Raw genomic sequence first — 26722 nt, 5'->3', positions numbered from 1 at the left:
CTTAACCTCTCGGCATGACAGATATTCTGTGAACCGGAACATCCATCAATCTTTGAATCGCTTCCACCATCGCTGCTTTCACTTTCAAGTTTTCCACTCCCTCTGCCACTACCAAAACCCCTCTGACCTGAGGCTTTACTTTTTTAATAACAATCGGCTGTTCACTGTCACCGTTTCGATATAACACCACCTTTTCATCTTTATTATCCTCATGAATTTTACGGGTTCCTCCCTTCAGATCTTTTTCATCGGTTATCTTTTCTGATTTTTTTATATCCTTTTCCAAAACTTGTTCTTCCGAAGATTCCAGGTTTACCATAACGGAGACATCTTCCACCCCCACCATATTTCCGAGTACATCGGACAACTGTGCTTCATACATCTCTTCATATTCCTTCATGGTCATTTTCTTGTTCTTGCTTTTCCAAGCAGGGGTTGATTCCTCTTCTCTTTCCTGTGAATTTCCCACTTCAGGAGGCACCATTTCTTGACTTACGGAAAAAAAGGAGGAGAGGATCATCAATGCAACCCCAAAACATCCGATCACGATCAACCAGCGAAAGGTATTCACTTTTTTGTTTCCTTGTGTCTCTCCTCCCAGCGACTTTTCCAAACGGTCAAGAATCCGTTTTAACAATGGTGATCACCTCCCCAGATCCCTCTTCAGGATTTCCACTTTAATCTCTTTGGCCTGTAGTTGAAAGGATTTCTGTAGGAATCCAACAATTTTTCGTTTCCAACGGTTATCTTCCGAAGAGGACTTTTCATCCTTTTGGGGTTCTGTTTTCTTTTCGTCAATGATCACTGGCTCCACTTCCTCTACCGGTTTGACGGTAGTCACATCATTTTTTTCTTCTGTGCCCGGTCGGACTTTCAACGTGACTCCGATAATCTGGGGAGACGATTCTTTTTTGGATTGAATCCGTACACGGGACTGAACCACCTCCACGTCGAATTGATCTTCCACTTTGTTTCTAATCATCTCCGCCAAACGCATCTGTACCTCATCATGAGTCAAACGTTTCTGTGATTCCTTCAGCTTCTTGCTTTCCTCTTGGATGGATGAAAGTGAGGCGAGATTTGCGTCACCAATATTCCTTTCATTGAATGCCAGGCTTTTAAGATCTAGGTCCTGTTGAATCAATTGCAAGATGGGTGAGAGAATCGCCAAAATGATCAAAAGACCCATGACCAACTTCACATATTTCTCCATTGTATTGTTTGGCAGAAGCAGGTCAATGAATACAGCGATCAGCACCAGAACGACAATCTGTTTTAACCAGTTGCTCATCAGTTCAATCAATGGATCATCACCTACCGGATCATCACGGAAATATTTCCTGAAGCGACAATAATCGTAATCGCAAGAAAGAACATCAACCCCACAGTAGCCATGGCAGCAAATATATAAATCAGTGTCTTGGATATGATGCTTAGACATTCAATGATCGGGCTGTTCCCCAGCGGTTGCATGACTGCTGCTGAAAAGCTGTAGACCAATGCAAGAGAAAGAATCTTTAAAGCAGGGAAAGCAACAATCAATAACAGAATCAACACCCCGACCATCCCTACTGCATTTTTAACCAATAGTGAAGCTCCCACTACGGTATCCGCCGCATCGGAAAACATTCTCCCAACTACGGGTATAAAATTGCCGGTAATGTATTTTGCCGTCCGAATGGTCACCCCGTCAGCCACGGCTGCTGTTGCTCCTTGCACGGATACAATTCCCAAAAAAACGGTCAACAAGGTGCCCATCAATCCAACGCCTATCTTTCTGAAAAGACTGGCAAGTTGATTCACCTTGTATTTGTCAGAAAGGCAACTGACGATTCCCAAAATGGCGGAAAAAAACAGAACGGGAAATACAATTGTGTGAATCAATGTTCCAATCAAGTGAATCATCAGCACAATCAAGGGGTGGAATATACCGACGGACCCGACATTCCCCATGGAAGCTAACAACGTCAAAACCAAAGGGAGCAAAGCCAACATAAAGTGAAGCATGCGGGAGATGGCTTCCTTCGCAGCATCAACTGCAACAGAAAAGCTGTCCACCGCAAGGATGATAATCACCATAAACACAATGGCATAAGCAATCTTACTCACTTGGTTCCGTTCAAAAGCAGTTTGAAGCGTACGCAGAATCATACTGAATACAGTTAGCACAATAATGGTTCCCAAAAGTCTGGCATTATACAGAACTTCATGAAAGAAATACTTGCTGAATCCACGAATCAAACCTTTCCAACTAAACCCCTTTTCTCCCTTGGACAGAACCAAATCAAAAAGATCTCCTTGCTTTTCCGGAAAAAAACGTCCGTATTCTTTTTTTAATTCCTTCCAAAAGCTTTCCACTTTTTCAACCTGAAGCTGATCCAGTTGCGTTCTAACCACTTTTTCATCCAACGATTCTCCTTCCGCCACCGCATGGGGAGGCGGAAGGGTAAACAATAACAACAGCGCAATTCCAAACATTCGGATGCGTATGCTCATGGAAACCATCCTTACGAAGGCAAGATTTTGACTACCGTTTCAATCATCATGGTAATCACCGGGATCGCCATCACCATAATCAGAATTTTTCCTGCCAGTTCGATTTTGGAGGCGATCGACCCCTGACCAGCATCCCGTGTCACTTGGGCACCAAACTCCGCTATATAGGCAACCCCGATAATTTTAAGCACCGTCTCCAGAAATATTGAATTGACTTGGGCCTTATCGGCCAGTTTGGTCAACATGGTGATCACATCAGCAATTTTCCCCACAATGCTTAAAAAGATCACGACACCTGTGAACGTAGCCAAGAGGAAAGCAAACACCGGTTTTTGTTCTTTGATAACAAGAATCAAGAAGGTGGCGATCAGGCCCAGACCTACCACCTGGATGATTTCCAAGTGGACCGCCTCCCACCGTTACGAACGGAATAAAAACACGTTCTTGATTGTCTGAAACAGATCCTGAACCAACACCACCACCATAAACAGAACCACAATAAAACCGATCAATGTTACCCATTGAGCGTACTCTTCTTTTCCCATTTGTTTCAAAACGGTATGCATCATAGCGACAACAATCCCTATTCCGGCTATTTGGAAGATGGCATCGACGTTATAAGGCATCGGTGTCTCCCCCTCAATAAATCAGGATAACAATCAACGCTCCTCCCAGAATTCCAAGGCTCCTGCACATCTTCTCGTAACGCAACTGTTCATCCCGTGCCTGATTTTCTTCCACTTCCAAATTGGTTCGAACCCGGGCCAAATGAGTTAACTGATCTTCACGATTGGACACGCCCAAGGTTTTGCCAAAATCAATCAATATCTCCCGTTCAGGCTCCTTTAATGACATCAACGGCCATGTTTCTTCCACTGCCCGTTTCCAGCATTCAAAGGTAGAAACGCCATCCCATGTTTTTAAATATTCCCCGCACCGGGCGTACAGGCTTCCAACCGACCCCGTTTCTCTTGCTGCAATATGCTCACAGATCCGATCCAGCCGTCTGGAGCCATATACGATTTCCGTTTGCAACAGCGACAATGACCCTCGTATCCGACGTATTTGCCGAGGACGTTCCGCAAAGGAATGAGCCTTTCGAAACCCGATTGCACTTGTGGACAAAAGGATGCATACAGCTCCCAGCAACTTAAGCATCACCGTCTCACCGCCAGTGACTCCGGGATTCGGTTCAGACTCTGATCATACACAGCCTCCACCGTTCCCGGCCCTTTCCGTCGGCTTAATAGAATGTATCGAGAAAAAACGCCCTCCCGAACCAGTTCAGAAATCCCAGGTCGCCTGCAAACCTCTTCCATCGAACGCCCGTGTGCAGTGGTAAACAGATGCACTCCTGCATGAATGGCCTCAAACACAGCATCACTGTCTTCTCTTCTTCCTATTTCATCCACTACCAATAAGTCCGGAGACATCGAACGAATCATCATCATCATTCCTTCAGCTTTTGGGCAACTGTCCAATACATCCGTTCGAGGCCCCACCTCATGTTGGGGTACTCCGTCTACACATCCTGCAATCTCCGAACGCTCATCCACCACTCCCACCTTTCGTGGTGGAATTCCTTCCCCTGAACTTACGATCCTTACCAAATCACGAAGCAGCGTTGTCTTTCCGCATTGAGGCGGCGATACAATCAAAAGGTTCTCTAAAGATCCATTGCCTAGAATCGGTACAAAATGACGAGCGGAACCTTTTACTTCACGAGCAACACGCACATTAAACCCTGTCACTTCCTGTATGTGTTTTACTCGTCCATTTTCCACCACCACTCTCCCGGTTAATCCAATCCTGTGGCCTCCTCTGATGGTGACATACCCTCTCCGCAACTCCTCTTCCAATGCATACAATGAGTGGTTGCTGATCAGATTGAGCATTTTCACGCAGACACTCTTTCCAGGGCAAAAGGCATGCTCTTTCTGATGAACAAGCCGCCCATCAGGAGTGATAAACCTACTGCGAAGCGGGTGAACCACTTCCAAAGGGCGTTCCTGTCGAACCCTGATTTCTTCCAAATCTTTCTTCTCTCTTTCTGGGAGAGATTCTATGATCCTTCGAATGGACAGAGGGAGTACGTCCAATATAGGAGACAACATTGCATAGAACCTCCTGTCCACACTGGATTTACCTAATCTTTATGGTGAAAGGACAAACTTTATTCCATCCACGGCTAAAAAACAAAATGGGGTTGTCCTCTATCAAAGAAATAAAAAAGGCTCCCCATGTTGTCGGGAGCCGCATGATGATTTATTTTTATTGTTCCACAGAAGACTCAGCTGTTTGAATAACCGGTGACTGTCCAGACCTCTCTGGACGATTCACATCACCTTCATCACTTACAATCAAAAGCGTATCGCATTGAGGACATTTCAAGTCCACCATACCTCCCGACTCAAAGATCTCCTCATTTACCAGAATGGATTCATGACAATCCGGACACGTCATTTCCCAAAATCCAATATCCTCTTCATCCTCAGCATCTTCCATTTCATCATACACAAGCAATTCCACCTCATTCAGATCCTCATCCACTGCTTCCACATATTCCTCCAATTCCGTTAAACGAACGTTCAACCGTTCATGATCCTCAGCCATTCCATCCAATAATTGGATCATTTGATTGAGAACCTTTCCCTCCGGGGCTCTGTTTTCTTGTAATTGTCCTTCCATCAATCCCTTGATATAGGCTATATCTCTTCGCAGGCGGTCCGATGAATAATGAGATTGAACATCCATATGATCGCTCCTTTGCTCGGTTTTACTACCATATTCTCACCACATTTTTCGCATCCATACACAAAATAAACCCTTCTTTTTCGGGCAAACCTAATGGTGAAGGAACGATCATTTCCGTGAGGTGAACAAAGTGGCTAAGGCTTTAAAAACCGATCAGAGAAATCAAAGCAATGCTCTTATACTTACTGTTTTAAGCTCCATCCCGGTCATTATGGTTTTGGGAAATTCCATGTTGATCCCGGTTCTTCCCACGATTGAAACCCGGATGAAGATTACTTCTTTCCAGGTAAGCCTCTTGATCACCCTTTTTTCTATATCGGCAGGAATTATTATTCCCTTGGCAGGGATCTTGTCCGACCGTTATGGAAGAAAACGAATCATTGCACCTGCATTGCTTCTCTATGGTTTGGGTGGATTATTGACAGGATTTGCTTCGCTTTGGAAAGAGGGGATTTACTGGATGATGCTTACAGGTCGAATTATTCAGGGCATCGGAGCTGCAGGAACTGCCCCCATTGCCATGGCACTGGTAAGTGACCTGTATAGCCAAAGTGAACGAAGCAGTGCCCTTGGGATCATCGAAGCTGCCAACGGACTGGGCAAGGTGATCAGTCCCATCCTTGGGTCATTGATTGCACTGATTACTTGGTATGCGATTTTTTTTACCTTTCCCATTCTTACCGTACCCATCGCTCTCGCACTTTGGTTTTTTATTAAAGAACCGGAACAGAACCGCAATGTTCAGCCCTTGTCCACATATAAGGAAAATATTATTAAAACATGGAACAAACAGGGGAAATGGCTTCTTGTCGCATTTCTAGCAGGCTCAGTAGCTCTGTTCATATTATTTGGTGTCCTATTTTTTCTATCCGATCTGCTTGAAAAGCGTTACGGAATTGACGGGGTGGTGAAGGGACTGATTCTGGCCATTCCGCTTCTGGGAATGAGCTCTGTCTCCTTCTGGGCAGGTCGACACATACAACAGAAAACGCGAATCATGAAACGCTTTATTGTGACTGGATTGTTTATCCTTGCGCTTGGAATGATTTTGGTTCCCTTTATTACAAATACCTACCTTTTGATCATTGATCTTGTAGGCATTGGAATTGGAAGTGGGTTGATTCTCCCTTCTCTGAATACCTTAATTACTTCAGCGGTGGGATCTCAAGAACGCGGAATTGTTACCTCCCTCTATGGAAGCGTCCGATTTTTTGGTGTCGCAATCGGTCCCCCTGTATTTGGAGCTTTGGCTGACAGCAAATATCTCCTGTATTTGGGAAATGGAGCGCTGGCCGCCATCACGGGATTGTTAGCTATCTGGACCATCCAACATCCGGATCGGCTCAAAAGTCCAAACGGAAAAAGCCGCCTTTATCTGGGACGAAAACGACTTCGCACGACTTAAACATCAAAGGGCACCTGTACCGGATCTTTCGCATAGCATAAGGAGCAGATGATTCCAAGGAAGCGAGGAGAACGGTATGGAGCCTTTAACGGAAACCAATTGGAAAAGACATTTGAAAGACCCTTCCCTGGAACGGAAAGAAAAGCCCCGGATCAACGGTCTGACAATGATTATTGATAAGGGAATGGGCGTGGTTGCATTCAAAGACCTTCTCGAACTGGCTTCCGAGTATATTGATTTCATCAAACTGGGGTTTGGTACAGCCATACTCACTCCCATTCCGGTACTGAAACAAAAACTGAATCTGGCCAAACAGCACCAGGTTCAGCTTTATCCGGGAGGAACATTTTTTGAAGTAGCTTATAATCAGGGACAACTTCAGCATTATTTTCATGTCCTTCGCAAAATCGGATTTGATTGGCTGGAAATATCGGATGGAACGATTACCCTTGATGCAAAAGATCGCGCCCAAATGATCAGAGAGGCGGTTTCCCGTTCATTCCGCGTCATCACAGAGATAGGAAAAAAAGAAAAAGGATCGGTTACTCCCATTCCTCAGTTGGTGGATACCTTCCACAGAGACCGAGAAAGCGGGGCGGATTATGTGATTGTGGAAGGAAGAGAATCCGGTAAAAACATTGGAATGTACAACGCGAATGGTGATGTGGACACGGATTATGTGCGCGAAATCTATCGACAAGTAAATCCGCATCGGATTTGGTGGGAATGCCCTCAAAGCTCCCAACAGATCACTATTCTAAAAATAGGCGGAGCCGATGCCAATTTGGGCAATATCCCCATGCAAGAAATTTTATCTGTTGAATCCCTTCGCCGCGGCCTTCGATCCGATACCCTCTTCACATTTGGAAAAGACATTCGAGAAAGATCACCACTGTAGTCCTCTCAAAACATCCATGACAGTTCCTCATATCATCCCGTAACGGTTCATATCTTGTACTAATCCATTTGGACAGGGGATGCATATGAATCCTGAAATTTTGATCGTGGCTTTGATCATCATCGGAATCATTGGACGCTCTCCCATTATTGCAACGGCAGCCAGCTTTCTCCTTATTCTCAAATTGACACAACTGGAGCGCTTCTTTCCTTCTGTGGAACGAAGAGGGCTGGAGATAGGACTTCTTTTCCTGACCATCGCTGTTTTGGTCCCCTTTGCTTCAGGTCGAATCACTGCAAAAGAAATTTTCACTGTATTTACTTCAGCCCCTGGGATTTTGGCTATTGTTGGAGGAGTCATCGCAACTTATATGAATGGAAAAGGATTGGATCTGTTAAAAATGGACCCTCAAATGATCATTGGATTGGTCATTGGGTCCATTATCGGGATTGTTTTTTTTCGCGGTATTCCAGTGGGCCCTTTAATGGCAGCGGGAATTACGGCTCTTCTCCTAAAAATTTTCCATTGGGTCGGGTCATGAAATGAACCTCACAAAAACAGCTGTCGGCATCGATCCGACAGCTGTTTTTGTGAGAGGCATAAACATCAGGGATTTATCCCCCTGTTCTCCTATGCCCGTGAAACGTATTCCCCTTTTCGTGTATCAATCACCAACGTTTCACCTTCATTGATAAACAATGGAACCTGTACCACCAAGCCTGTTTCAAGCTTTGCGGGTTTACTGCCTCCTGTAGCTGTATCCCCCCGGATTCCAGGATCTGTTTCCACCACTTCCAATTCTACCGTATTTGGAAGTTCCACACCTAATGTTTCTCCATTGTAAATGACTAAGTTGACCGTCATATTTTCTTTCAGAAATTTCACTTCCCGTTCCAGCCGTTCTGCGGGAATCATCATCTGCTCATAGGTTTCATTGTCCATAAAAGCGTATTCTTCACCACTGTTATAAAGGTATTGCATTTGGCGCGTTTCCACATGAGCGCGAGGGACTTTTTCTCCGGCACGAAAGGTTCGTTCCTGAATATTTCCGTTTCGCAAATTGCGAAGCTTGGATCGAACAAATGCGGACCCCTTTCCCGGCTTTACATGCTGAAAATCCATAACCTGCCAAACATCACCTTCTAATTCAATCGTTAAACCTGTACGAAAATCGTTCGTGGAAATCATCATGGCTCCCCTTCCATTAATCAATAATCAATAATTCTTTAGAGCTTTTTGAGAGGACCTCACACCCATTTTCTGTCACTACAACATCATCTTCGATTCGAACTCCACCGATTTCCGGAAGGTAAATTCCCGGTTCCACAGTCACAACCATTCCCGGCTGCAACCGTGATTCTTCTTTCGGTGACAACCCCGGCCTTTCATGAACCTCCATTCCCAAACCATGACCCGTACTGTGACCAAAAGCATCTCCATAGCCATGTTTACGGATAACCTCTCTCGCCACTGAATCAACTTCCTTCCCGGTTACTCCGCCCTGAATCACTTCAATGGCCTGTCGGTTGGCTTCCAATACGATTTCATAGATTTCACGCTGTTGATCTGTCGGTTTCCCAAGCATGACTGTCCGTGTGATGTCTGAACAGTACCCTTTATAATAAGCGCCAAAATCCATGGTGACAAGATCCCCTTTTTCCATTACACGATCGCTGGCGACACCGTGAGGAAGGGAAGAACGGGGCCCTGAGGCGACGATAATATCAAAAGAAGAGGAAAACGCTCCTTGTTCTCTCATTAAAAATTCCAGTTGCAGTGAGATTTGGCGCTCTGTCATTCCAGGGGCGATTTTTTTTACAATCTCCCCGAAAGCCTGATCGGCAATGTTAACCGCATCCCGAAGCAACTTCAGTTCTTCCTCTTCTTTCACTTCACGAACCTTTTCTACCAGACCGGAAGACGGAGTGGTTGTGATCGGCTCCAATGCTTCCTGCAATTTTTGATGTTGGGCCACTGTGAGATGATTTTCTTCAAAGGCAATGGAGTCAACGCTGGCACGATTTAAAATTTCTTTTATATCTGCAAAAGGATTTCCCTGATGCTCTACAAATTGAAAGTGAACGGCCTGCTCTTTCGCTTGTCCGGTATATCGAAAATCAGAAATTAGAAACTGCTCGTTTTGGGTAATTACAACCCAACCGGAAGAGCCCGTAAAACCAGTTAGATATCTTCGATTGATCGGATGAGACACCAGCATAGATTCCAACTGTTGCTCTTCCATTAATTCTCTGAAGCGTGTCAGACGGCTTTCCATCTTTTCCTCTCCCTTCTACCTTTTTTCCTTTGACAGGGAAGCAGCTGCAACTAATGCAAGTTCGTAACTGATAAACCCAAAACCTGTGATCTGTCCCTGTGTAACCGGTGCAATCACAGAGGTTTTACGAAAAGCTTCCCGACTATGCACGTTTGACATATGTACTTCGATGGAGGGCACGGAAACAGCAGCGAGAGCATCTCGAATGGCATAGCTGTAATGAGTAAACGCTCCGGCATTGATCACCAGAACATCTACATGTTCATTTGCCCAATGAATCCGATCTATCAGCTCTCCTTCATGATTCGATTGAAAACATTGCACTTCCAAGCCCAACTGTTCTCCCTTTTTTTGCAACCGACAGTGAAGCTCTTCCAAGGTTTCCGTTCCATATATGCTAGGCTCCCGCTTCCCTAAAAGGTTGAGATTCGGGCCATTTAAAACCAACACTTTTTGCATGCATCTCCCCCCCATCTATCCTTCGTCATTGTATCACAAAATTCCAAAGTTCATCCCTTTGTCTGCTCTTTGTCCCAGGGCTCCAGATAATCAACATAGTGATGAAGGATGGAATATGATACAATGAAATAACCACATCCTAACAGTTTTATTAAACGGAGAAAACAATACAGATTACATCTCAGGTGGTGAAATCCATCCGTGAACAATAAACAAATGGATTATGGCGGTCAAGCAGTGGTGGAAGGGGTTATGTTTGGAGGGCGCCACATACAAGTGACTGCAATCCGACGCAAAAACGGTGAAATTGAAACATTTGAATCAAGACGATCACACCGTCCGGTATTTGCCTTTTTTAAAAAAATCCCTTTGATTCGCGGTATGATCGCTTTGGTAGACTCCAGCGCATCTGGGGCCAAACATCTACAATTTGCGACAGACCGTTACGACTTGGAAGCGGATGAAGATCCTGAGGAGAACACATCCCGTCTGCAAATGCTTTTCGGTGTAGCGGTCGTTGGTGTTCTCTCCTTGATAGTAGGCAAAACCATCTTTACCGCTCTGCCCGCTTTTTTGGCCAGCATTCTTTTTGATCAAGTGGTCACCAACTTAATCCTTCAGAATCTGATTGAAGGTGCAATCAAAACCCTGCTATTGCTGGGCTATCTTCTGGCCATCTCGCAAACCTCTGTTATTAAACGGCTTTTCCAATACCATGGAGCAGAACACAAAGTGATTAACGCCTATGAATCCGGGATGGAATTAACGATAGAAAATGTACAAAAGCAATCGACACTTCACTATCGATGTGGAAGCAGCTTTATCATTCTTACAGTCCTGGTTGGTGTCATACTGTACTCATTTTTCAGTTATGACACGGTATGGGATCGAATATTAACACGCCTTCTTCTGCTCCCAGTTGTCATTGGTCTGTCTTATGAGCTGCTTCGATTCACCAATACCGTCAGAGATATTCCGTTCCTTACCTATCTGGGCTACCCCGGTTTATGGTTGCAAAAGCTGACAACCCGTGAACCGGATGATGATCAGGTGGAGGTTGCTATATCCGCCTTTGTACAAATGGTTGAACAGGATAATAAAGTGGGCCAAACAGTCAACCAGTCGCCTCCTGCATGCACATTTGGAGGAAACAGTCTTGCAAAACACCCAAAAGAAGGATAAGGTTCCTTTCATCTTTCTTACAGCCTGCGTATACACTCACTTTTTAAACAGGGGAGAGAACGCCTATGTTGAGCAAAAAGCACAAAATAGGTCGGGTTGTAGTCTTGACCCTAGCAGGCCTGGGGGTGATACAACTCTTTATGCATCAGATCGAGATGTTACTGGTTACGGCTGCGATCATTGGCCTCATTTATTATCTGTATCGCAAACCGCCTCAATGGCTGATCCGGATGAGTGATCCAGGACGGTCCTATTCTCCCGTAAAGAAAAAAAGATCCAAACGCGATCCAAAGAGAAGACGACGCTTTCAGATTATTGACGGAAACCGCAAACACTCGGATAAATAGAAAAAGGGAAATTTCGGCCGTTTCTGACCGAAATTTCCCTTTTTCGGGATTCATCCGTTTAAATCATTATCAATTTTTCCATTCTTGCATTGTTGTCGTGTTTCCTTTGACAAAATTTACCCCTGTTTCTGCATCATACACCAAAGGAAGATCTCCTTTGACCTGAATGATCAGATAAGGATAGGTAATCACTTGAGGAAGCATTTTTCCAGGATTCGGAGTCTTTTCGCGCACCCAAATTCCCGCCGTTCCGTCCTCCTCTTTTTTCATTCCCACAATTTCCAGCCGATACCCTGGGTTTGGCTTCATACCTGCAGCGATCACCATATAGTATTCACCCTGCCGGGAAAAAATATGGACTCCCCGTTCCTGTTTCACACGCTCCAGCCAATCCTGTATAAACCTGGAAAGTTTCTTTTGCTCTTTTCCGGATAACAGCCGGTAAAAAAATCCCTCATTTTTCCACGATCCGAATATCACTTTACCCTCTCCTTATCCAAAGCCTTTCGTACATACCTTTATATTCACATTTCCTCCACCCCCACGCGAGGACAAATACTGTTTGAAGGTCCAATCTTCAAAAAAAGATTGGGCCGCCTCAACACCTGCCTGAAACAACTCTTTTCGCTTTTCCCGACTCAGGTCGAAATCCGTTATTTTTACTCCCAAAGTCGGAACTTGAATGGTACGTACCCGGTCCTGCTCTTTAATATGGCGGTTATCATGGGCATCCATCATGGTTAAAAACATCGCCCATAGCATGGAAAATGGTCCTTCAATTTGGCGGGATTCTTTGGTATCAGAAACAAAGCGGAATCCAAAGGTTGGCCATCGTGGGTATTTCTGATCAAATAGCCAGACCGGAAAATTGCTGAGAACTCCTCCATCCACGACATAACTTGATTTTTGAGAAGGTTTATGTCGCATACGAACCGGATCAAAAAAGAATGGGATGGAACAGCTCATCCGAACTGCCCGAGCAATCGGGAACCGATTTTTTGAAATCCCATACTCATCCAGGTCCTTTGGTAGCACCAATAAATTCCCCCGGCTGATATCGGAAGCAATAATGGATAGCTCTTTTTCTTTTAGATCTGCAAACGTATAGACACCCTTTTGACCAAGCCACTCTTCCATCCAATATTCAAGCGGTTTCCCAGAGTAAAACCCTTTTTTAATCAAGAATCGAATACCGGAACCCGTATAAGGAATTTGATGATACCAACGTGTGGGTGTAAACTGGGTAAAGTCAAAATCCTCAAGCATATCATACAGCTCTCTGCTTCGGTATCCGGCAGCCAACAGGGAAGCAACAATGGAGCCGGCAGAGGTTCCAGCCAAACGTTTCCAGTGATATCCCTTTTCTTCTGCCACACTTAAAGCTCCCACTAAACCAAAAACTTTGATTCCTCCGCCTTCCACGACAGCATCCGCAAGAATTTGAGTCACCTCCTGAAGAAGGTCCTTTCAAATAAGATCTTTATCATTTGTATGCGGATGAAAAATAAAAAAACCCCATGGTTTGCCACAGGGTTTCAGGTAGGGTCATTTCCCATTTCGTCAGCTTCCTTCAGAGCTCGAAGCTCCGCAAGGCGTTCCGGGTTATTTTGGAAGTATTCCACTAGATATTCAATACTCGTGATGGAATCCCAACTGAGATGATGTTCAATTCCTTCCACATCATTATAGATTCGTTCTTCATCCACTCCAATAATCCGTAAGAACTCTTCCAGCAGTGTATGGCGGTCCAATAACCGTTTACCTACCTTTTTTCCTTTCGGAGTCAAAACCAGCCCCCGATATTTTTCATAAACCAAGTATTTTTTCTGATCCAGTTTTTGCACCATTTTCGTGACGGAAGAGGGATGAACGTCCAATGCTTCAGCAATATCCGAAACGCGTGCGTAACCCTTTTGTTCAATCAACTTATAAATATTCTCTAGATAATCTTCCATACTTGGCGTGGGCATGATTTTTCCCCCTGTCAAAATTCACCCCTGAGCGGCATCGGAATTTCCGACTCCGACAAGGCAAATTTTATGATAATCAACGGATAAACCCAACCTCCGCAGGGTGGGATAAAAAGAAGCGCAACGGAAACTTCCTTCCGCTGGGTAAGAAATTCAACACCAGATCTGACTACATATGTGAATAAGACCCAAAAATGCAAAGAGTGAACAAGAAAAGCATCTCTCGCCACTGAATCGGTCAAGAAAAATTTCAGCTGTGAGACACGCTATGCATGTGAAAGTATAACATAAACACACGAAGGAGAGTGAAGTTTTCGGGATTTTTTCGATTTCCAATGGATAATACACTATTTTCCACCATTATACGATATTTTTTACAAATATTCCATTTAACTGGTTAACTGACACTGTCTAATTTGCCTACTTCCCTAGCGGACACTGAAATATAATCGACAAGAACGGACCCACCACGAACCATAAAGCTGACCGAAAGATATTTTGCTGCAACCGGTGGAGGTGGAATTATGGTAAAATAGGAAGTAAAGTGAGGTACCTGTGGATAGGGTGGCTCCACCAAAACCGGTGTCGTTCTTAACAGCCGTTTGGCTCGATCCATGCTGGTCACAGTAGCAAACACTTGTGGGGGCTTTGGTGTCTGTTTGTTATTGAAAATCTTAAAGAAGAGGATGTAGGAACAGTCACTGTTAAAAGGTCCTGTAATATTCTGATATAACAAACCACCGTTTTTCATTTCCACGGAAGTATCCCCTTTCCTCACAGGATTGGGAACCAGCCGGATCTTTCGTCCTTTCCATGGGGAAAGATGGTGCCGAAACCCCCCGTTTTTTAGAATATTGCGTCGTGGACAACTCATATTACCACTTCCCTTCCTTAAAACTACTGACACTTTATTCAAAAGTACCTTTTCCGACTGGACGAATTTCATAACAATAACTGCCCTTCTCACGATAACAGGTCGGAGGGATTTCAAATGAAATGTCATGGAACAATTGGACAGAAACTTAACCCATCAACAAAACGATTCAAACACAGGTCTCTCAAGCAAAGGGGATCGGGTAGCTAACCCGATCCCCTTTGCTGTTGGCCTTTCTTCAAATAAAGGAGGAAAGCATCATGACCCAGTCTCAACTCTTTATTCAGGGAGAACATTTGACCCTATCCCATTTTGAACAAGTCATCCGTCAGAAAGCGACTGTCGCACTCGCTCCACAAGCCATTGAAAAAATGAAACGCTCCCGTTCCATGGTGGATCGACTGGTTCAAGAAGGGAAAACAGTATACGGAATCACCACAGGGTTTGGGAAATTCAGTGAAACTGTCATTGATCGTTCACAATCATCCCAATTGCAAAAAAACCTGATTCGAAGTCATGCCTGTGGTGTCGGGAAGCCATTGGATCAAGAAATCGTTCGAGGAATGATGTTACTTCGCGCCAATGCGTTGGCCAAAGGATACTCTGGAGTACGCACATCGACAGTGGAAACACTCCTTCAACTGTTAAACCACGGGATCCATCCGGTGATTCCATCCCAGGGCTCGTTGGGAGCGAGTGGGGATCTGGCTCCACTCGCTCATATGACGCTTCCACTTCTCGGAGAAGGAGAAGTTTTCCTCAATGGAAAACGCCTGCCTGCTGAAAGAGCACTTTCCCAGGCTGGAATCCAACCGATTACCCTAGAAGCCAAGGAAGGTCTGGCTCTGATCAACGGCACACAGATGATGGCCAGCATAGCCGCTTGCTCCATTTTGGAAGTCGAACAATTATTGCTTTCCGCAGACACCATTGCTGCAATGACGTTTGAAGCGCTTGGAGGGATTCCACATGCATTTCATCCTCTTCTTCACGAAGCCAGGGGACAAAGGGGACAGATTGATTCGGCTGCCCGCATGAAAACCCTTCTGAAGGGAAGCTCCCATATCACCCGTCCAGGAGAAAAACGAGTGCAAGATGCATACAGCCTCCGTTGCATCCCACAAGTACACGGAGCCTCCATCGATGCTTACCGATATGTACAAGGTGTCGTTGAGCGCGAAATCAATGCTGCCACAGACAATCCCCTCTTGTTTCCGGAAGAAGGGGAAGTGATCTCCGGGGGAAACTTTCATGGCCAGCCTCTTGCATTGTCAACGGACTTTCTGTCTATCGCCGTGGCAGAATTGGGCAGTATCTCTGAACGGCGGACAGAACGTTTGGTCAACCCTCAACTAAGCGGACTGCCTGCATTCCTTACAGAAAATGGAGGGCTTCATTCCGGATATATGATTCTTCAATATGTAGCGGCATCCTTGGTCTCTGAAAACAAAACCCTCTGTCATCCGGCATCTGTCGATTCCATTCCATCATCTGCCAATCAAGAAGACCACGTAAGTATGGGAGCCATTTCCGCCCGAAAACTTCGATCTGTCATCGCCAATGTAACAAGGACATTGGCGATCGAATATCTTTGTGCGGCCCAGGCTTTGGAATTTGCCAAAGGGCAGATGGGAATGGGTACAGAAACAGCCTATCGCCTTCTCAGAACGGTAGTCCCTCCTTTAACGGCAGACCGGGAAGGGAATCGAGACATCGAAAAAGCAGCAGAGCTGATTCGCAGCGGACAACTGGCTGATCAAGTCACCCAAAAACTGAATCAGGATAAACAGTAAGCCAAAAAGCGCTTTTACAAGAGTAAAAGCGCTTTTTTCCATCCATTATTCATCCATGGATCGTTTCCGATACACAGTCACTGTTACAATCAACACCAAAACGGTCCATCCAGTGATTACCCCGAAATATCCCAATACCTCTCCGAAACTGGCTTCCCTTTCAACAGCTTCTGTTAAAAATTCCAATTGAAAGTTCGGGAAATATTCCATGAATTTCAACAGGGGATAGGGTTGTATTAATTTTTGAAACAATGTTCCCATTCCCAAAATAAAAATCACCGGAACAATTGCAACGGAGGCTTCCAATAAAGATTTTGTCCATAACCCCAAGAGCGTTCCCAATCCTGCATAAAATACAAGAGAAATGAGCAATGCCAACAAGAGCATCGGCTCATTGATCAAGTGAAAATCTGTGATCAAAAGACAAAGAATCATGGTACCCACCGTTAATATCACACTTAATAAGCTCTTTCCTCCAAGAATATCTGCGGTGGAAGCCGGAGACATCATTAAGCCTCGCAACGTGTTCTTTTCTTTTTCTTCTGCGATAATGGCTGATTGAACAAAAGCAGTCACCGAAACAAACGTTATGTTGATAATCATAAGCTGAATCTTTAATGATACAGTCTCTGCTTGACCAAAAACAAAAGCCAACAGTAACGGCGTCAGCAGAGTGGTCAATACATACATATTTTTGGATAATTCCTTGAAATCCTTGACAAATATCGCATACACACGCCTCATGGATACATTCATACAAGTTCCCTCCCTGTTACATGGACAAAAATATCACCCAGTGTCGGTTCATTGGTGTGTATGGATACAATTTGGTTTGCCAACATATATTCATAGACCTTTTGAGCGTTTTCTGAGCCGTTTTCCAATACAACCGTGCTTCCATCCACTAATTCCAGCGTCATTGTTGCATCAGAAAACCTTTGTCGCAACCTCTTCGGTTTGTTTAACAATTGGATCTTTCCCTTGTCCAAAAAGGCCACACGATCACATACGCTCTCTGCTTCATTCATATCATGCGTTGTTAAAAAAATGGTTGTACCTTTTTCCTTTAATTCAAGCAACCCTTTGTGTATATGCTTTGAATTCACAGGATCTAACGCAGCCGTTGGTTCATCCAAAAACAACAATTCCGGTTCATGTAAAAGCGCACGTGCTAAGATGACACGTTGAGTCATCCCTTTCGAAAGAGTGGCAACGTTTTTTTTCTGTACATCCTGTAACTGAACCATCTCTAAAACGTCGCCAATCCGTTTGACCGAAACCCGGTAAAGTTCACAATACAGCTTGAGATTATCATAAATGGTCAATCGCTGATACAAACCGCTGTTGTCAGTCATAATACCCAGCTTTTTGAGATATTGGGGCGAGTTAATCTCTGTTGAAGGGACATCAAAAACATACGCACTTCCATCCGTAGGAGACAATTGACCTGTCAATATTTTGATAGTTACGGTTTTCCCTGCTCCACTGGGTCCCAAAAAACCGAAGATCTCCCCTTTATAAACCTTGAACTGAAGATGATCCAGAACCGTTTTGTCCGAAAAGACCTTTACCAAGGAATTTACTGCGATTACGCTTTCCATGTTATCCCTCCGCATCAATATGAAGCGTTTCAATCATCATATTAGGGAAACAGCGGATGAAAAACAGCATTTTTCCGATCAGAAGCGTCTATTTCGGGGTGAATGGAGCTATTTCAACTCCAACAGATCCTTTAATTCAGCCATTTTATTTTTAGAAAGGGGAATCTCAGAGCCTACTTTATTTTCCAATTTTAAGCTGTAACTGTTTCTGGTCCAGGTAATCACCTCTCGCACTTTTTGTAAATTAACAATATATGAGCGATGACAACGGAAGAAGCCGAATGATGTGAGTTTCGCTTCCAGCTTGTTCAATGTAAATACACACGGGAATGCTTCTTCTCCAATATGTACATGTGACTGTCCGGAGTAACTCTCGATATAATCCACCTCTGACGGATCAAACAGAATGATTTTTTCATTTACTTTGGTTGGGATTTTTTGAAATGGCATCGGTATGGGTACCTCATTTCTTTCAACCAGCAAATCCGTTTCTTCCTTCCCTGACCGATCATCCTTCATGTCCATTTCCTGCAATCCCTTTTCGTCAAGGCGGTAGATTTTATCCGTTAATGTGATCGCACTTTCCATATTACCCGTCAGAACGACGATTCCCTTTCCTTTCTTCTGTAAAAAGGAGATGATGTTTAATAAAATGCCTTTGGTTTCAAGATCCACATTTTGGTCCGGTTCCTCCAAAATAAACAGGGATGGGTCCCCAAACAGCAATTTTGCCGTCTGAAGGCGTCGGACCTCTGAATAAGACAATTCTTTCACTTGGGCATATTTTTTCTCACTTAACTGCGTCAGTTGATAAACAGACTCCATGGTTAGTTTCGAATCATACAAGCGTTTATAAAAAAGAAGATGATCCTTCACACACAATCGTTCATAGACACCTTCATTCAAAAATAAAACTCCCAATTCCGAGAAATGAGATCTATTTCTTGTGATTTTTTTATTCTTAATCCATATTTCACCATTGTAAATCAGCTCTTTTCCTGCCACCATGTTGAGCAGGGCTTGGCGAACATCCGTACTTGAAAGGAGTGCGATCACATTTCCCCCAGCCACCTCTAATTGAAATGAAGGGAAGATGACTCTGTCTTGACAATGCTTTTCAACGTCGATCATTTTTAGAACAGACATAACAACCCCCCTTTAAGAACCATTAATTTGGAACTCCCGATCTTTGACAGTTTCAGGTATTTCCCTTCAAGCTTGTAACCACTTTGGGGGTAGGTAAAGCTGTCATAGCGCTTCTTAACCAGCCTTTTCACCATTTTTCAAACGTTTTCTCCACGATATTTAACCGACCAGACCATATGGCAATTGAATTGTAGACACATGTTCGTGCGTGTTTTAGAGCGTTGCTCTGCATCCCCACAAAAAGGATGCAGAGCAACGCTCACTTTCATCTCCTCATTGAAATGAGGAGGATTTTACGCTCACAATTCCTAAAGGCATAGCGATGTACCAAAGCGAAAGAAAGGTCGCAGAAATCAATGATCCAAACGGACGGGGATCGGAGTAAAATCAATATAATCACAGGAGACCAGTTGCAACTGAACGCCTTCAACCAAACCTTCCACCGCATCCCGATGGGCTTGCCCGTGCAAGTGGCCATATACGCATGCTTTCACGCCAAATTCTTTCAGGAGATCCATAAACCCAGATGTTGAACTTCGGGGAGTAACCGGCGGATAATGCAACATCGCAATGCGATCTTTTTCAGGGTGATGCTTAGCCGCAGATTCCAGAGCAATTCTTAACCGTCCAACCTGTCTTTCATAGATTTTTCGATCCCTTTCTTCATCCCACAACCTGTCCCCTGGAAGATTCCAACCGCGGGTCGCAACGACTACCTTCCCTTCCACCAATGTATAATCGGCATCGATCCATTCCATTCCATCTGGAAGAGAATCTCTGACTTTCTTCTTACTTTGCGCGTAATAGCAGTGATTGCCGGGAGATAAAACCTTCTTCCCCGGCAATGCATGAATCCAATCGAAGTCATACCGAGCTTTCTCCAGTTTAAGAGCCCAACTGATATCTCCAGGGATCAATACGGTATCTTCCGGACGGACAATGTTCAACCAGTGATCCCGAATCCGGTCATAGTGGCGCGTCCAACCGAAAATATCCATAGGCTTGTCAACATCTTGATCAAAATCCACATCATAAAGACCTACCGGTTTATTAAAGGAAAGATGTAAGTCACTGATCGCATAAATACTCAAGCTTTGTCCACTTCCTTTTTTCGAGTACACCAACAGCATGAATGAGTACCATTATACCATGAGAAAGGAAAGGATCGCCAAGTGGAGGAAAGAGGTTATCCCTTGGGGTGGTTAAAAAGAAATGATCCCGCATCCAAACTTGTGTTGCGGGATCATTTCCATTCAAGTCAGGAGCATCCGGTCGTGGCACCACAATCCAAACAAACGTAACAGGAGCCGTTTCGTTTGGTCATGCCCCCACATTCAATACAAAGAGGAGCACCACTGGAAGCACGAATCGCTTCCATATTATCTTGGGGTACTTCCCGCTCGTCCTTCGCTTCTCTCAACTCTGAAGGGGTATCCATCGGTGTTTTCATTTGCCCCTTCGGTTCTTCCGATTGCAGACGCTCCCGCTTCCAATGGTTCGCATAAATCCGAAGCTCTTCCTTTTTAGGAGGGACTTGGACAAAATCCGTTCGGCCCAAATATTCCATCCCAAGAAAACGGAAAACATAATCAATCACAGAAGTGGCCATTTTGATATTGGGATGGCTTACGGTGCCTGCCGGTTCAAAGCGGGTGAAGGTCATTGATCGAATATATTTTTCCAATGGAACACCATGTTGCAAACCAAGTGAGACAGCCACTGCAAAAGCATCAAGCAAACCACGCATCGTACTGCCCGCTTTGTGCATATCAATAAATATCTCACCCAAGGAACCATCTTCATATTCACCTGTACGAACAAAAATCTTATGGCCTGCTACTCGTGCTTCTTGAGTGATCCCATCCCGTTTTCGCGGCAACCGTTGTCGAACACTGGGAACATGTTTTTTGGAAACAACTTCCTTGAGCGAAGAGGTAGCTGCCGTCAGGAAATCAGCCAACGCATCCTCCGTTTGATCCGTCTCCTCTTCCTCCTTGTGTTCCCTTCGGGAATGAAGCGGTTGGGAGCTTTTGGACCCATCACGGTATAATGCAACCGCCTTCAAACCTAGCTTCCATCCTTCAATATATGCCTGCTGAATATCTTCCTCCGTGGAGGATTCCGGCATATTGATCGTCTTGGAGATCGCCCCGGAAAGGAAAGGTTGTGCAGCCGCCATCATACGAAGATGCCCCATGTAGTGAATAAACCGTTTTCCCCGCTTTCCACAGGGATTAGCCGTATCAAACACCGGATAGTGTTCTTCTTTTAGATGTGGAGCTCCTTCCGTTGTCATCTGACCGCAGATTACACCGTTTGCCTCTTCAATCTGTGCACGGGTAAACCCAAGTGCACGAAGAAAATCAAAGTCGGTTGACTGATATTCGTCCGGATCAAATCCCAGACGTTTCATTGTAGCCTCCCCCAATGTCAGAGGGTTAAAGGCAAAAGAAAGCTCAAAAACGGTAGGCAAGACTGCTTCCACGCAATCCAGTTCTTCATCAGTCAACCCTTTCTCCTTCAAGGATTCCCGATTGATATGTGGAGCTTGGGACAATGTTAGCGTTCCGGTCACATAAGCTAAAATATCCCGTATCTCCTCCTCCAAGTAACCCAGATTCTTCAAAGCTGGTCGAATGGACTGATTGGCAATTTTAAAATAGCCGCCACCAGCCAACTTTTTAAATTTCACCAAAGCAAAGTCAGGTTCTACTCCGGTTGTATCACAATCCATCAAAAGACCGATCGTTCCCGTCGGTGCCAACAGGGTAGTCTGGGCATTTCGATAACCGTACTTCTCCCCTTTTTCCAATGCTTCATCCCAACTGCTGCGGGCCGCCTCCAACAGATCTGGTGGACAGTACGTAGGATGAATGCCCATAGGGTGAACCATAAGATCTTCATACTCACTGTCAGAAGCATAATAAGCCGCTCGACGGTGGTTGCGAATGACACGAAGCATATGCTCCCGGTTCACAGGATACGCCTTAAACGGTCCCAATTCCTCAGCCATCTCCGCTGAAGTTGCGTAAGCGGTTCCTGTCATGATAGCCGTAACTGCACCGGTAAGAGATAACGCTTCATCCGAGTCATAAGGGATTCCGGATATCATCAATACCGTTCCGATATTGGCATACCCTAACCCCAATGTCCGGTATTCATAAGAACGTTTCGCAATTTCCTGAGATGGATATTGAGCCATCAGCACAGAAATTTCCAATACAATCGTCCAGAGTCGGGTTGCATGTTTTAACGCTGGAATATCAAAACGGGTATGTTCCAGATCAAAAAACTTGATCAGGTTCAAAGATGCCAAGTTACAGGCGGTATTGTCCAAGAACATATACTCAGAACACGGGTTGGATGCATTGATCCGATTATGACGGGCATCCCGTTGTCCATCCATTCCACTTGGACAGGTATGCCATTCGTTAATCGTTCCGTCATACTGCACCCCAGGATCTGCGCATTCCCATGCAGCTTTGGCGATTTGACGCCAAAGTTCTTTTGCGGGCACCGTTTTACTCACTTGATCATCCGTTCGCCGGATGAGATCCCATCCACCGTCTTCCTCCAAACAATGAAAAAACGCATGAGGAATCCGAACCGAATTGTTGGAATTCTGTCCTGAAACAGTCTCATAGGCTTCTCCGTCAAAGGAAGGATCATATCCAGCTTCAATCAGAGCTCGAACTTTCTTTTCTTCATTGGATTTCCAGTTGATGAATGCTTCCACATCCGGATGATCCAAATCCAAGGTAACCATTTTTGCCGCGCGCCGGGTGGTACCTCCTGATTTAATGGCACCTGCTGCCCGATCTCCGATTTTAAGAAAAGACAGAAGACCTGATGAAGTACCGCCACCGGAAAGAGGCTCTCCTTTGCCGCGAATCGTGGAAAAGTTGGAACCTGTTCCGCTTCCATATTTAAACAGACGCGCCTCTCGAACCCAAAGGTCCATAATCCCTCCTTCATTGACCAAATCATCCTCCACAGATTGAATAAAACAAGCATGCGGTTGAGGATGGGTATAGGCATCTTCCCCTTCGCAAAGCTCTTCTGTTTCCGGGTCCACATAATAATGACCCTGGGGCTTTCCTTTGATCCCATATGCATACGCCAAGCCTGTGTTAAACCACTGAGGCGAATTTGGAGCTGCCATTTGATTGAGGATCATATAGACCAATTCATCATAAAAGGCCTGTACATCGTCTTCTGTATGAAAATACCCATACTTCTTTCCCCAATGACACCAGCAACCCACCAAACGGTGAATCACCTGTTTAACACTTCGCTCCGGACCGGTAACCGATGCTCCATTCTCATCAGTCATCAACTCTCCGTCTTCATCAAACTGGGGTACTCCCGCCTTGCGAAAATACTTTGAAATCATGATATCCGTGGCGACCTGTGACCAGGATTTGGGGACCTCTGCTCCTTTCATTTCAAAAACAACGGAGCCATCCGGATTGGTAATCCGACAATCCCGCCGAACATATTCAACAGATTCATAAGGATTTTGTCCTTTATGCGTAAAGTAACGCTTGATTTTCAAACACACTTCCCCCTTTCAGGGCTCCTATTGCGATTCAATCATCGATCCAAGTGTATGAACCGCAATATATTGATTTTATTTTATTGTACCATACTATATATTGATTAAAATTGAACTTTTCCCGATCATATGATGATCTTTCATCGTTTTTTTACTTTAAACTTCATTTATGATGAATAACAGTTGCCATCCTGCTAGAAATCAGGCAGACTGGATGTAAACACTTTCCGTCAGGAGGCAGAAATCATGATCATTTTATTGGACGATCAACTGGTCTCTAGAAGGCAAGCCCAAGTGGATATTGAAGATCGAGGTTATCAATTTGGTGATGGTATTTATGAAGTGATTCGGGTATATGAAGGAAACATGTATTGTCTGGACCCTCATGTGAACCGCTTTATGAAAAGTGCTGAGGAAATCCGTCTCTCTCTTCCCTTCTCATCGGAGCGACTCAAAGACCTGTTGCAAGAACTTGTCAGTCATAATCGACTCCAGGAAGGGAATGTCTATTTGCAGGCCAGTCGTGGAACAGCTCCACGCACACATGCCTTTCCCAGCAAGAACACGCAACCCAATATCGTAGCCTATACGATGAAAGCTCCTCGTCCGTTTGAAGCTTTAAAAAAAGGAATCCAAGCCATTACCGACGAAGATATTCGTTGGCTGCGCTGTGATATTAAATCCTTGAATCTATTGGGAGCCGTACTGGCCAAACAAAACGCCGTGGACCGTGGATGCCAGGAAGCCATTCTCCATCGGGACGGTCGGGTAACGGAAGGCAGCTCCACCAATGTATTTATTGTGCAAGACGGTCAATTGTATACACACCCTGCAAATCATCTCATTCTTCACGGTATTACCAGACAAGTGGTATTAAATATAGCACATGAGCTGAACATTCCCGTTAATGAAAAAGTCACTTCTGTTGATAAACTGTTTCAAGCGGATGAAGTCTTTATTACTTCCACCACAATGGAAGTTACACCTGTGGTTTCCATTGACGGCCGACCAGTCGGTGAGGGAAAACCCGGCCCGATCACCCGCCGTCTTCAGGAAGCTTTTGAGAAACAGATTGGATAAAACTCCAAACCACAAAACGCCTTGGCCAATTGGCCAAGGCGTTTCAAATGATCTATTCATTCATCAGATAGATTTTATCCTTCGTAATGATTGAAATATGTTTCAGTTGAATCGGTGTGCTGGTCTGAACATAAGCACTCTGGTTATCATCTCGTTTCACACCTGAAAAGTAAGTATGAATCGATCGTTTTACATTGTTATGTTCCAGTTCGATGCTCATCTTTCCAGACTCATTGGTAACCGATACTCTGGATTCCGTCGTTGGACTCCAATCGGTTTGCATATCGATACTTCCCAACGATTTGTAACCCATTCCCATGAGCTCAACTTTCCCGTCTTCCAACCAATTTACGAGATAGCGGTCACCATCCGCACTCTCCAATTCCAGTTGGAGAGGATCACCGACAAAATCATCTTCCCGCTTAAAGGCAAAGGATGCATTTTTATCCTTCATTTGAATATGGGAATTTGGACTTACATCAAAAACGTTATCCTTTATCACACCATTTCCTTTAATCAACAGCCAGGGTTGCCAGTTCATCCATGTGGAAAGCGATTCACTTTCTGTTTGAACCTCGGAAATCGTGGGACGGTTAAAATGGGTTCCTTTTACCCCTTTCAATTCCACTTTAAATCTGGATTCTATGGGAACCTTCCCGACAGCCACCCATTTTTTATCCTTCCCCACTTCTGACACAGCCACCCGAAACGGTTGTCCAGGTATGTAATAGACATCCATTCTGTATTTATGGTTGGGTTCAATTTTAAAATTATTCCCCGTCTTCGTCAGATCAAATGTCTCCCCACTGACAAATTGGAACAGGCGTACCGTTCCTTCCTCATCCACTTGAAGTCCAAAGTTGGAGTCCACATTTTCCGACGCCAGGGAAATCGAAAACGGTTTCCCTTCTTTTTGCACAAGCTCTCCAAAAATATGAAAAGATCCCTTGATAGACGGCGGGAGAGATTTTGAGACCGGTTTCTCATCATTAAAAGAAATATCGGAATAAGTACTTTTTCCCTTGAGACGCAATTCTCTTTCTGCTTCTTTCTCTATTTCTGCCGCCGCATCCTCGTTGTCCCAAATCAGTTGTCCGCCAAAAATCGCCCCGACAATAAGCAGTACCACCGCTACCGCCGGATAGACCAGTTTCTTGGATGGAACCTTTCTTTTTGGAGAGGAGGATTTTTGCGTTTTGGGGACCGCTGTTTGTTCAGCAACCTCCAAAACACTCTCCATCGTCTGCTCCGGGTCCATCGATAATAACACCAAATCTTTCAACGGCTTGGGCAATTCGCGAATATTTCGATCCGACTCAGGGTCGGTTAGTGGTTGGTCCAATTGGAAACCCGTCAATAAAAAATAAAGGAGGAAACGCCACTTCTCATCTGCCTGATTTTTGGAAAATTTTTCAAAACTAACAAATAAAACAAAGGGTCGGTTTCCCTCCAAAATAATATTGCGCGGGTGTAATGTTGTAAAGAGCGGAATGGGGGATTTCTCCAGCCGGACCGCTGTGCGCAACAGCTTTTGAAAAATCGAAAGGGCTTGGGCAGGGTCCATTCCATGTCTAGGCTCCACCAGAAGGAAGAGCGGTTCACCTTTTAAAGGGGGATGAACCAGCACAATTCGATCCTGCTCTTCAATCACATCTAAAACCGGGGCCAAGTGTTCATTATCCAAATTGGTCAGTAATTCCTTCAAACCCGACGGTAACGTCTTATTGGCAGTAATCTCCTGGAGGAGAACCTGCATCCCGTCCGGCGACTTCGCTGAAATCAGTTGACCAGAAAAAAACGTTAGGACATCTTCCACTTGGTAATGCTCATAATAACGGCCCCTCTTTTTATCCGTGGACCTCATAGCACTACCTCCTAAATATTAGT

General features: G+C 44.7%; 28 protein-coding genes. 7 read left to right on the top strand and 21 right to left on the bottom strand.

Translation table 11 applies throughout. The features are described 5' to 3' along the window. Position 1 precedes the first annotated feature (1 nt). The 8 genes from spoIIIAG to FN782_RS02060 all read right to left on the bottom strand — a co-directional run bounded on the left by spoIIIAG (position 2) and on the right by FN782_RS02060 (position 5250). Positions 2-637, bottom strand: coding sequence for a stage III sporulation protein AG (gene spoIIIAG, locus FN782_RS02095; protein WP_142504103.1), 636 nt, complete (start codon positions 635-637; stop codon positions 2-4). Between the two features lie 6 nt (positions 638-643). Beyond that, positions 644-1303 carry a stage III sporulation protein AF gene (gene spoIIIAF, locus FN782_RS02090; RefSeq protein ID WP_142504102.1) on the bottom strand — a complete coding sequence of 220 codons (660 nt, stop codon included), beginning with the start codon at positions 1301-1303 and terminating at the stop codon, positions 644-646. Between the two features lie 11 nt (positions 1304-1314). Beyond that, entirely contained in the window at positions 1315-2496 is a 1182-nt protein-coding gene (spoIIIAE, locus tag FN782_RS02085; RefSeq protein WP_142504101.1) for a stage III sporulation protein AE, read from the bottom strand. An 11-nt stretch (positions 2497-2507) separates the two neighbouring features. Beyond that, entirely contained in the window at positions 2508-2897 is a 390-nt protein-coding gene (spoIIIAD, locus tag FN782_RS02080; RefSeq protein ID WP_142504100.1) for a stage III sporulation protein AD, read from the bottom strand. 18 nt (positions 2898-2915) lie between these two features. Next, complete coding sequence (gene spoIIIAC, locus FN782_RS02075) at positions 2916-3122, bottom strand: stage III sporulation protein AC (RefSeq protein ID WP_142504099.1); 207 nt, start codon at positions 3120-3122, stop codon at positions 2916-2918. 13 nt (positions 3123-3135) lie between these two features. Then, positions 3136-3654 (bottom strand): stage III sporulation protein SpoIIIAB, encoded by a 519-nt coding sequence (gene spoIIIAB, locus FN782_RS02070; protein ID WP_142504098.1) that lies wholly within the window; start codon positions 3652-3654, stop codon positions 3136-3138. After that, entirely contained in the window at positions 3654-4610 is a 957-nt protein-coding gene (gene spoIIIAA / locus FN782_RS02065) for a stage III sporulation protein AA (RefSeq protein WP_425462665.1), read from the bottom strand. The genes spoIIIAB and spoIIIAA overlap by 1 nt, the downstream gene beginning before the upstream one ends. Before the next feature lie 157 nt (positions 4611-4767). Next, the gene (locus FN782_RS02060; RefSeq protein WP_142504097.1) at positions 4768-5250 is read right to left on the bottom strand and encodes a CD1247 N-terminal domain-containing protein; all 483 of its coding nucleotides are present in this window, start codon (positions 5248-5250) and stop codon (positions 4768-4770) included. Between the two features lie 130 nt (positions 5251-5380). Between FN782_RS02060 and FN782_RS02055 the strand changes: the two genes are divergently transcribed. From FN782_RS02055 to FN782_RS02045, 3 genes are all read left to right on the top strand, one after another. After that, positions 5381-6655: an MFS transporter gene (locus tag FN782_RS02055; protein WP_142504096.1), complete on the top strand. Its 1275-nt coding sequence runs from the start codon at positions 5381-5383 to the stop codon at positions 6653-6655. A gap of 76 nt (positions 6656-6731) precedes the next feature. Next, positions 6732-7553: a phosphosulfolactate synthase gene (gene comA / locus FN782_RS02050; protein ID WP_142504095.1), complete on the top strand. Its 822-nt coding sequence runs from the start codon at positions 6732-6734 to the stop codon at positions 7551-7553. Positions 7554-7638: 85 nt separating this feature from the next. Continuing rightward, a complete protein-coding gene (locus FN782_RS02045; RefSeq protein WP_142504094.1) occupies positions 7639-8094 on the top strand; it encodes a DUF441 domain-containing protein in 456 nt (151 codons plus the stop codon). Positions 8095-8183: 89 nt separating this feature from the next. On the opposite strand, the gene efp is transcribed toward FN782_RS02045, so the two are convergent. The 3 genes from efp to aroQ are packed head-to-tail and all read right to left on the bottom strand — an operon-like array spanning position 8184 to position 10287. Continuing rightward, positions 8184-8741 carry an elongation factor P gene (gene efp, locus FN782_RS02040; protein ID WP_142504093.1) on the bottom strand — a complete coding sequence of 186 codons (558 nt, stop codon included), beginning with the start codon at positions 8739-8741 and terminating at the stop codon, positions 8184-8186. A 16-nt stretch (positions 8742-8757) separates the two neighbouring features. After that, the gene (locus FN782_RS02035; protein WP_142504092.1) at positions 8758-9828 is read right to left on the bottom strand and encodes an aminopeptidase P family protein; all 1071 of its coding nucleotides are present in this window, start codon (positions 9826-9828) and stop codon (positions 8758-8760) included. A 15-nt stretch (positions 9829-9843) separates the two neighbouring features. Beyond that, positions 9844-10287 carry a type II 3-dehydroquinate dehydratase gene (gene aroQ / locus FN782_RS02030; RefSeq protein ID WP_142504091.1) on the bottom strand — a complete coding sequence of 148 codons (444 nt, stop codon included), beginning with the start codon at positions 10285-10287 and terminating at the stop codon, positions 9844-9846. A gap of 216 nt (positions 10288-10503) precedes the next feature. On the opposite strand from aroQ, the gene FN782_RS02025 reads away from it, so the two are divergent. Together FN782_RS02025 and FN782_RS02020 are read left to right on the top strand one after the other, a co-directional pair. After that, positions 10504-11469 carry a DUF1385 domain-containing protein gene (locus FN782_RS02025; protein ID WP_142504306.1) on the top strand — a complete coding sequence of 322 codons (966 nt, stop codon included), beginning with the start codon at positions 10504-10506 and terminating at the stop codon, positions 11467-11469. 65 nt (positions 11470-11534) lie between these two features. Then, entirely contained in the window at positions 11535-11816 is a 282-nt protein-coding gene (locus FN782_RS02020) for a hypothetical protein (protein WP_142504090.1), read from the top strand. Positions 11817-11885: 69 nt separating this feature from the next. On the opposite strand, the gene FN782_RS02015 is transcribed toward FN782_RS02020, so the two are convergent. From FN782_RS02015 to FN782_RS02000, 4 genes are all read right to left on the bottom strand, one after another. Then, a complete protein-coding gene (locus FN782_RS02015; protein WP_142504089.1) occupies positions 11886-12296 on the bottom strand; it encodes a protease complex subunit PrcB family protein in 411 nt (136 codons plus the stop codon). Positions 12297-12308: 12 nt separating this feature from the next. Further along, positions 12309-13265: a patatin-like phospholipase family protein gene (locus FN782_RS02010; RefSeq protein ID WP_246064811.1), complete on the bottom strand. Its 957-nt coding sequence runs from the start codon at positions 13263-13265 to the stop codon at positions 12309-12311. An 86-nt stretch (positions 13266-13351) separates the two neighbouring features. Continuing rightward, the gene (gene mntR, locus FN782_RS02005) at positions 13352-13786 is read right to left on the bottom strand and encodes a transcriptional regulator MntR (protein ID WP_142504088.1); all 435 of its coding nucleotides are present in this window, start codon (positions 13784-13786) and stop codon (positions 13352-13354) included. Between the two features lie 397 nt (positions 13787-14183). Further along, on the bottom strand, positions 14184-14660 hold the full coding sequence (locus FN782_RS02000) for a hypothetical protein (RefSeq protein WP_142504087.1): 477 nt from the start codon (positions 14658-14660) through the stop codon (positions 14184-14186). Positions 14661-14920: 260 nt separating this feature from the next. On the opposite strand from FN782_RS02000, the gene hutH reads away from it, so the two are divergent. Continuing rightward, positions 14921-16453, top strand: coding sequence for a histidine ammonia-lyase (hutH, locus tag FN782_RS01995; RefSeq protein ID WP_142504086.1), 1533 nt, complete (start codon positions 14921-14923; stop codon positions 16451-16453). Between the two features lie 45 nt (positions 16454-16498). Here the strand turns inward: hutH and FN782_RS01990 are convergent, their stop codons facing one another. The 5 genes from FN782_RS01990 to FN782_RS01970 all read right to left on the bottom strand — a co-directional run bounded on the left by FN782_RS01990 (position 16499) and on the right by FN782_RS01970 (position 23761). Continuing rightward, the gene (locus tag FN782_RS01990; RefSeq protein ID WP_142504085.1) at positions 16499-17209 is read right to left on the bottom strand and encodes an ABC transporter permease; all 711 of its coding nucleotides are present in this window, start codon (positions 17207-17209) and stop codon (positions 16499-16501) included. Continuing rightward, positions 17206-18054, bottom strand: a complete 849-nt coding sequence (locus tag FN782_RS01985; RefSeq protein ID WP_142504084.1) for an ABC transporter ATP-binding protein — start codon at positions 18052-18054, stop codon at positions 17206-17208. The genes FN782_RS01990 and FN782_RS01985 overlap by 4 nt, the downstream gene beginning before the upstream one ends. A gap of 108 nt (positions 18055-18162) precedes the next feature. Beyond that, a complete protein-coding gene (locus FN782_RS01980) occupies positions 18163-19200 on the bottom strand; it encodes a LytTR family transcriptional regulator DNA-binding domain-containing protein (protein WP_142504083.1) in 1038 nt (345 codons plus the stop codon). A gap of 353 nt (positions 19201-19553) precedes the next feature. Further along, on the bottom strand, positions 19554-20291 hold the full coding sequence (locus FN782_RS01975) for a metallophosphoesterase (protein WP_185955978.1): 738 nt from the start codon (positions 20289-20291) through the stop codon (positions 19554-19556). A 167-nt stretch (positions 20292-20458) separates the two neighbouring features. Beyond that, complete coding sequence (locus FN782_RS01970) at positions 20459-23761, bottom strand: vitamin B12-dependent ribonucleotide reductase (RefSeq protein ID WP_142504081.1); 3303 nt, start codon at positions 23759-23761, stop codon at positions 20459-20461. A gap of 240 nt (positions 23762-24001) precedes the next feature. Here FN782_RS01970 and dat point away from each other — a divergent pair, with 240 nt between their 5' ends. Then, positions 24002-24835 (top strand): D-amino-acid transaminase, encoded by an 834-nt coding sequence (dat, locus tag FN782_RS01965; RefSeq protein ID WP_342778334.1) that lies wholly within the window; start codon positions 24002-24004, stop codon positions 24833-24835. A gap of 52 nt (positions 24836-24887) precedes the next feature. Here dat and FN782_RS01960 read toward each other — a convergent pair whose 3' ends face one another. Continuing rightward, positions 24888-26699: a serine/threonine-protein kinase gene (locus tag FN782_RS01960; protein ID WP_142504079.1), complete on the bottom strand. Its 1812-nt coding sequence runs from the start codon at positions 26697-26699 to the stop codon at positions 24888-24890. Between the last annotated feature and the right edge of the window lie 23 nt (positions 26700-26722).

It is taken from the genome of Melghirimyces algeriensis (assembly GCF_900182565.1).
GTDB lineage: Bacteria > Bacillota > Bacilli > Thermoactinomycetales > DSM-45169 > Melghirimyces > Melghirimyces algeriensis.
This window is presented reverse-complemented; position numbering and strand designations above follow the sequence as displayed.

What these genes read in the sequence shown, in the direction of transcription:
- dat (WP_342778334.1), top strand. Translation starts at nt 24,002, where the DNA reads ATGATCATTTTATTGGACGATCAACTGGTCTCTAGAAGGCAAGCCCAA.
- FN782_RS01985 (WP_142504084.1), bottom strand. Translation starts at nt 18,054, where the DNA reads ATGGAAAGCGTAATCGCAGTAAATTCCTTGGTAAAGGTCTTTTCGGAC.
- spoIIIAA (WP_425462665.1), bottom strand. Translation starts at nt 4,610, where the DNA reads ATGTTGTCTCCTATATTGGACGTACTCCCTCTGTCCATTCGAAGGATC.
- FN782_RS02025 (WP_142504306.1), top strand. Translation starts at nt 10,504, where the DNA reads ATGGATTATGGCGGTCAAGCAGTGGTGGAAGGGGTTATGTTTGGAGGG.
- FN782_RS02060 (WP_142504097.1), bottom strand. Translation starts at nt 5,250, where the DNA reads ATGGATGTTCAATCTCATTATTCATCGGACCGCCTGCGAAGAGATATA.
- FN782_RS02020 (WP_142504090.1), top strand. Translation starts at nt 11,535, where the DNA reads ATGTTGAGCAAAAAGCACAAAATAGGTCGGGTTGTAGTCTTGACCCTA.
- spoIIIAB (WP_142504098.1), bottom strand. Translation starts at nt 3,654, where the DNA reads ATGCTTAAGTTGCTGGGAGCTGTATGCATCCTTTTGTCCACAAGTGCA.
- spoIIIAC (WP_142504099.1), bottom strand. Translation starts at nt 3,122, where the DNA reads ATGCCTTATAACGTCGATGCCATCTTCCAAATAGCCGGAATAGGGATT.
- FN782_RS01960 (WP_142504079.1), bottom strand. Translation starts at nt 26,699, where the DNA reads ATGAGGTCCACGGATAAAAAGAGGGGCCGTTATTATGAGCATTACCAA.
- comA (WP_142504095.1), top strand. Translation starts at nt 6,732, where the DNA reads ATGGAGCCTTTAACGGAAACCAATTGGAAAAGACATTTGAAAGACCCT.
- spoIIIAE (WP_142504101.1), bottom strand. Translation starts at nt 2,496, where the DNA reads ATGAGCATACGCATCCGAATGTTTGGAATTGCGCTGTTGTTATTGTTT.
- FN782_RS02035 (WP_142504092.1), bottom strand. Translation starts at nt 9,828, where the DNA reads ATGGAAAGCCGTCTGACACGCTTCAGAGAATTAATGGAAGAGCAACAG.
- mntR (WP_142504088.1), bottom strand. Translation starts at nt 13,786, where the DNA reads ATGCCCACGCCAAGTATGGAAGATTATCTAGAGAATATTTATAAGTTG.
- FN782_RS02000 (WP_142504087.1), bottom strand. Translation starts at nt 14,660, where the DNA reads ATGAGTTGTCCACGACGCAATATTCTAAAAAACGGGGGGTTTCGGCAC.
- FN782_RS01990 (WP_142504085.1), bottom strand. Translation starts at nt 17,209, where the DNA reads ATGAATGTATCCATGAGGCGTGTGTATGCGATATTTGTCAAGGATTTC.
- hutH (WP_142504086.1), top strand. Translation starts at nt 14,921, where the DNA reads ATGACCCAGTCTCAACTCTTTATTCAGGGAGAACATTTGACCCTATCC.
- FN782_RS01980 (WP_142504083.1), bottom strand. Translation starts at nt 19,200, where the DNA reads ATGTCTGTTCTAAAAATGATCGACGTTGAAAAGCATTGTCAAGACAGA.
- aroQ (WP_142504091.1), bottom strand. Translation starts at nt 10,287, where the DNA reads ATGCAAAAAGTGTTGGTTTTAAATGGCCCGAATCTCAACCTTTTAGGG.
- efp (WP_142504093.1), bottom strand. Translation starts at nt 8,741, where the DNA reads ATGATTTCCACGAACGATTTTCGTACAGGTTTAACGATTGAATTAGAA.
- FN782_RS02045 (WP_142504094.1), top strand. Translation starts at nt 7,639, where the DNA reads ATGAATCCTGAAATTTTGATCGTGGCTTTGATCATCATCGGAATCATT.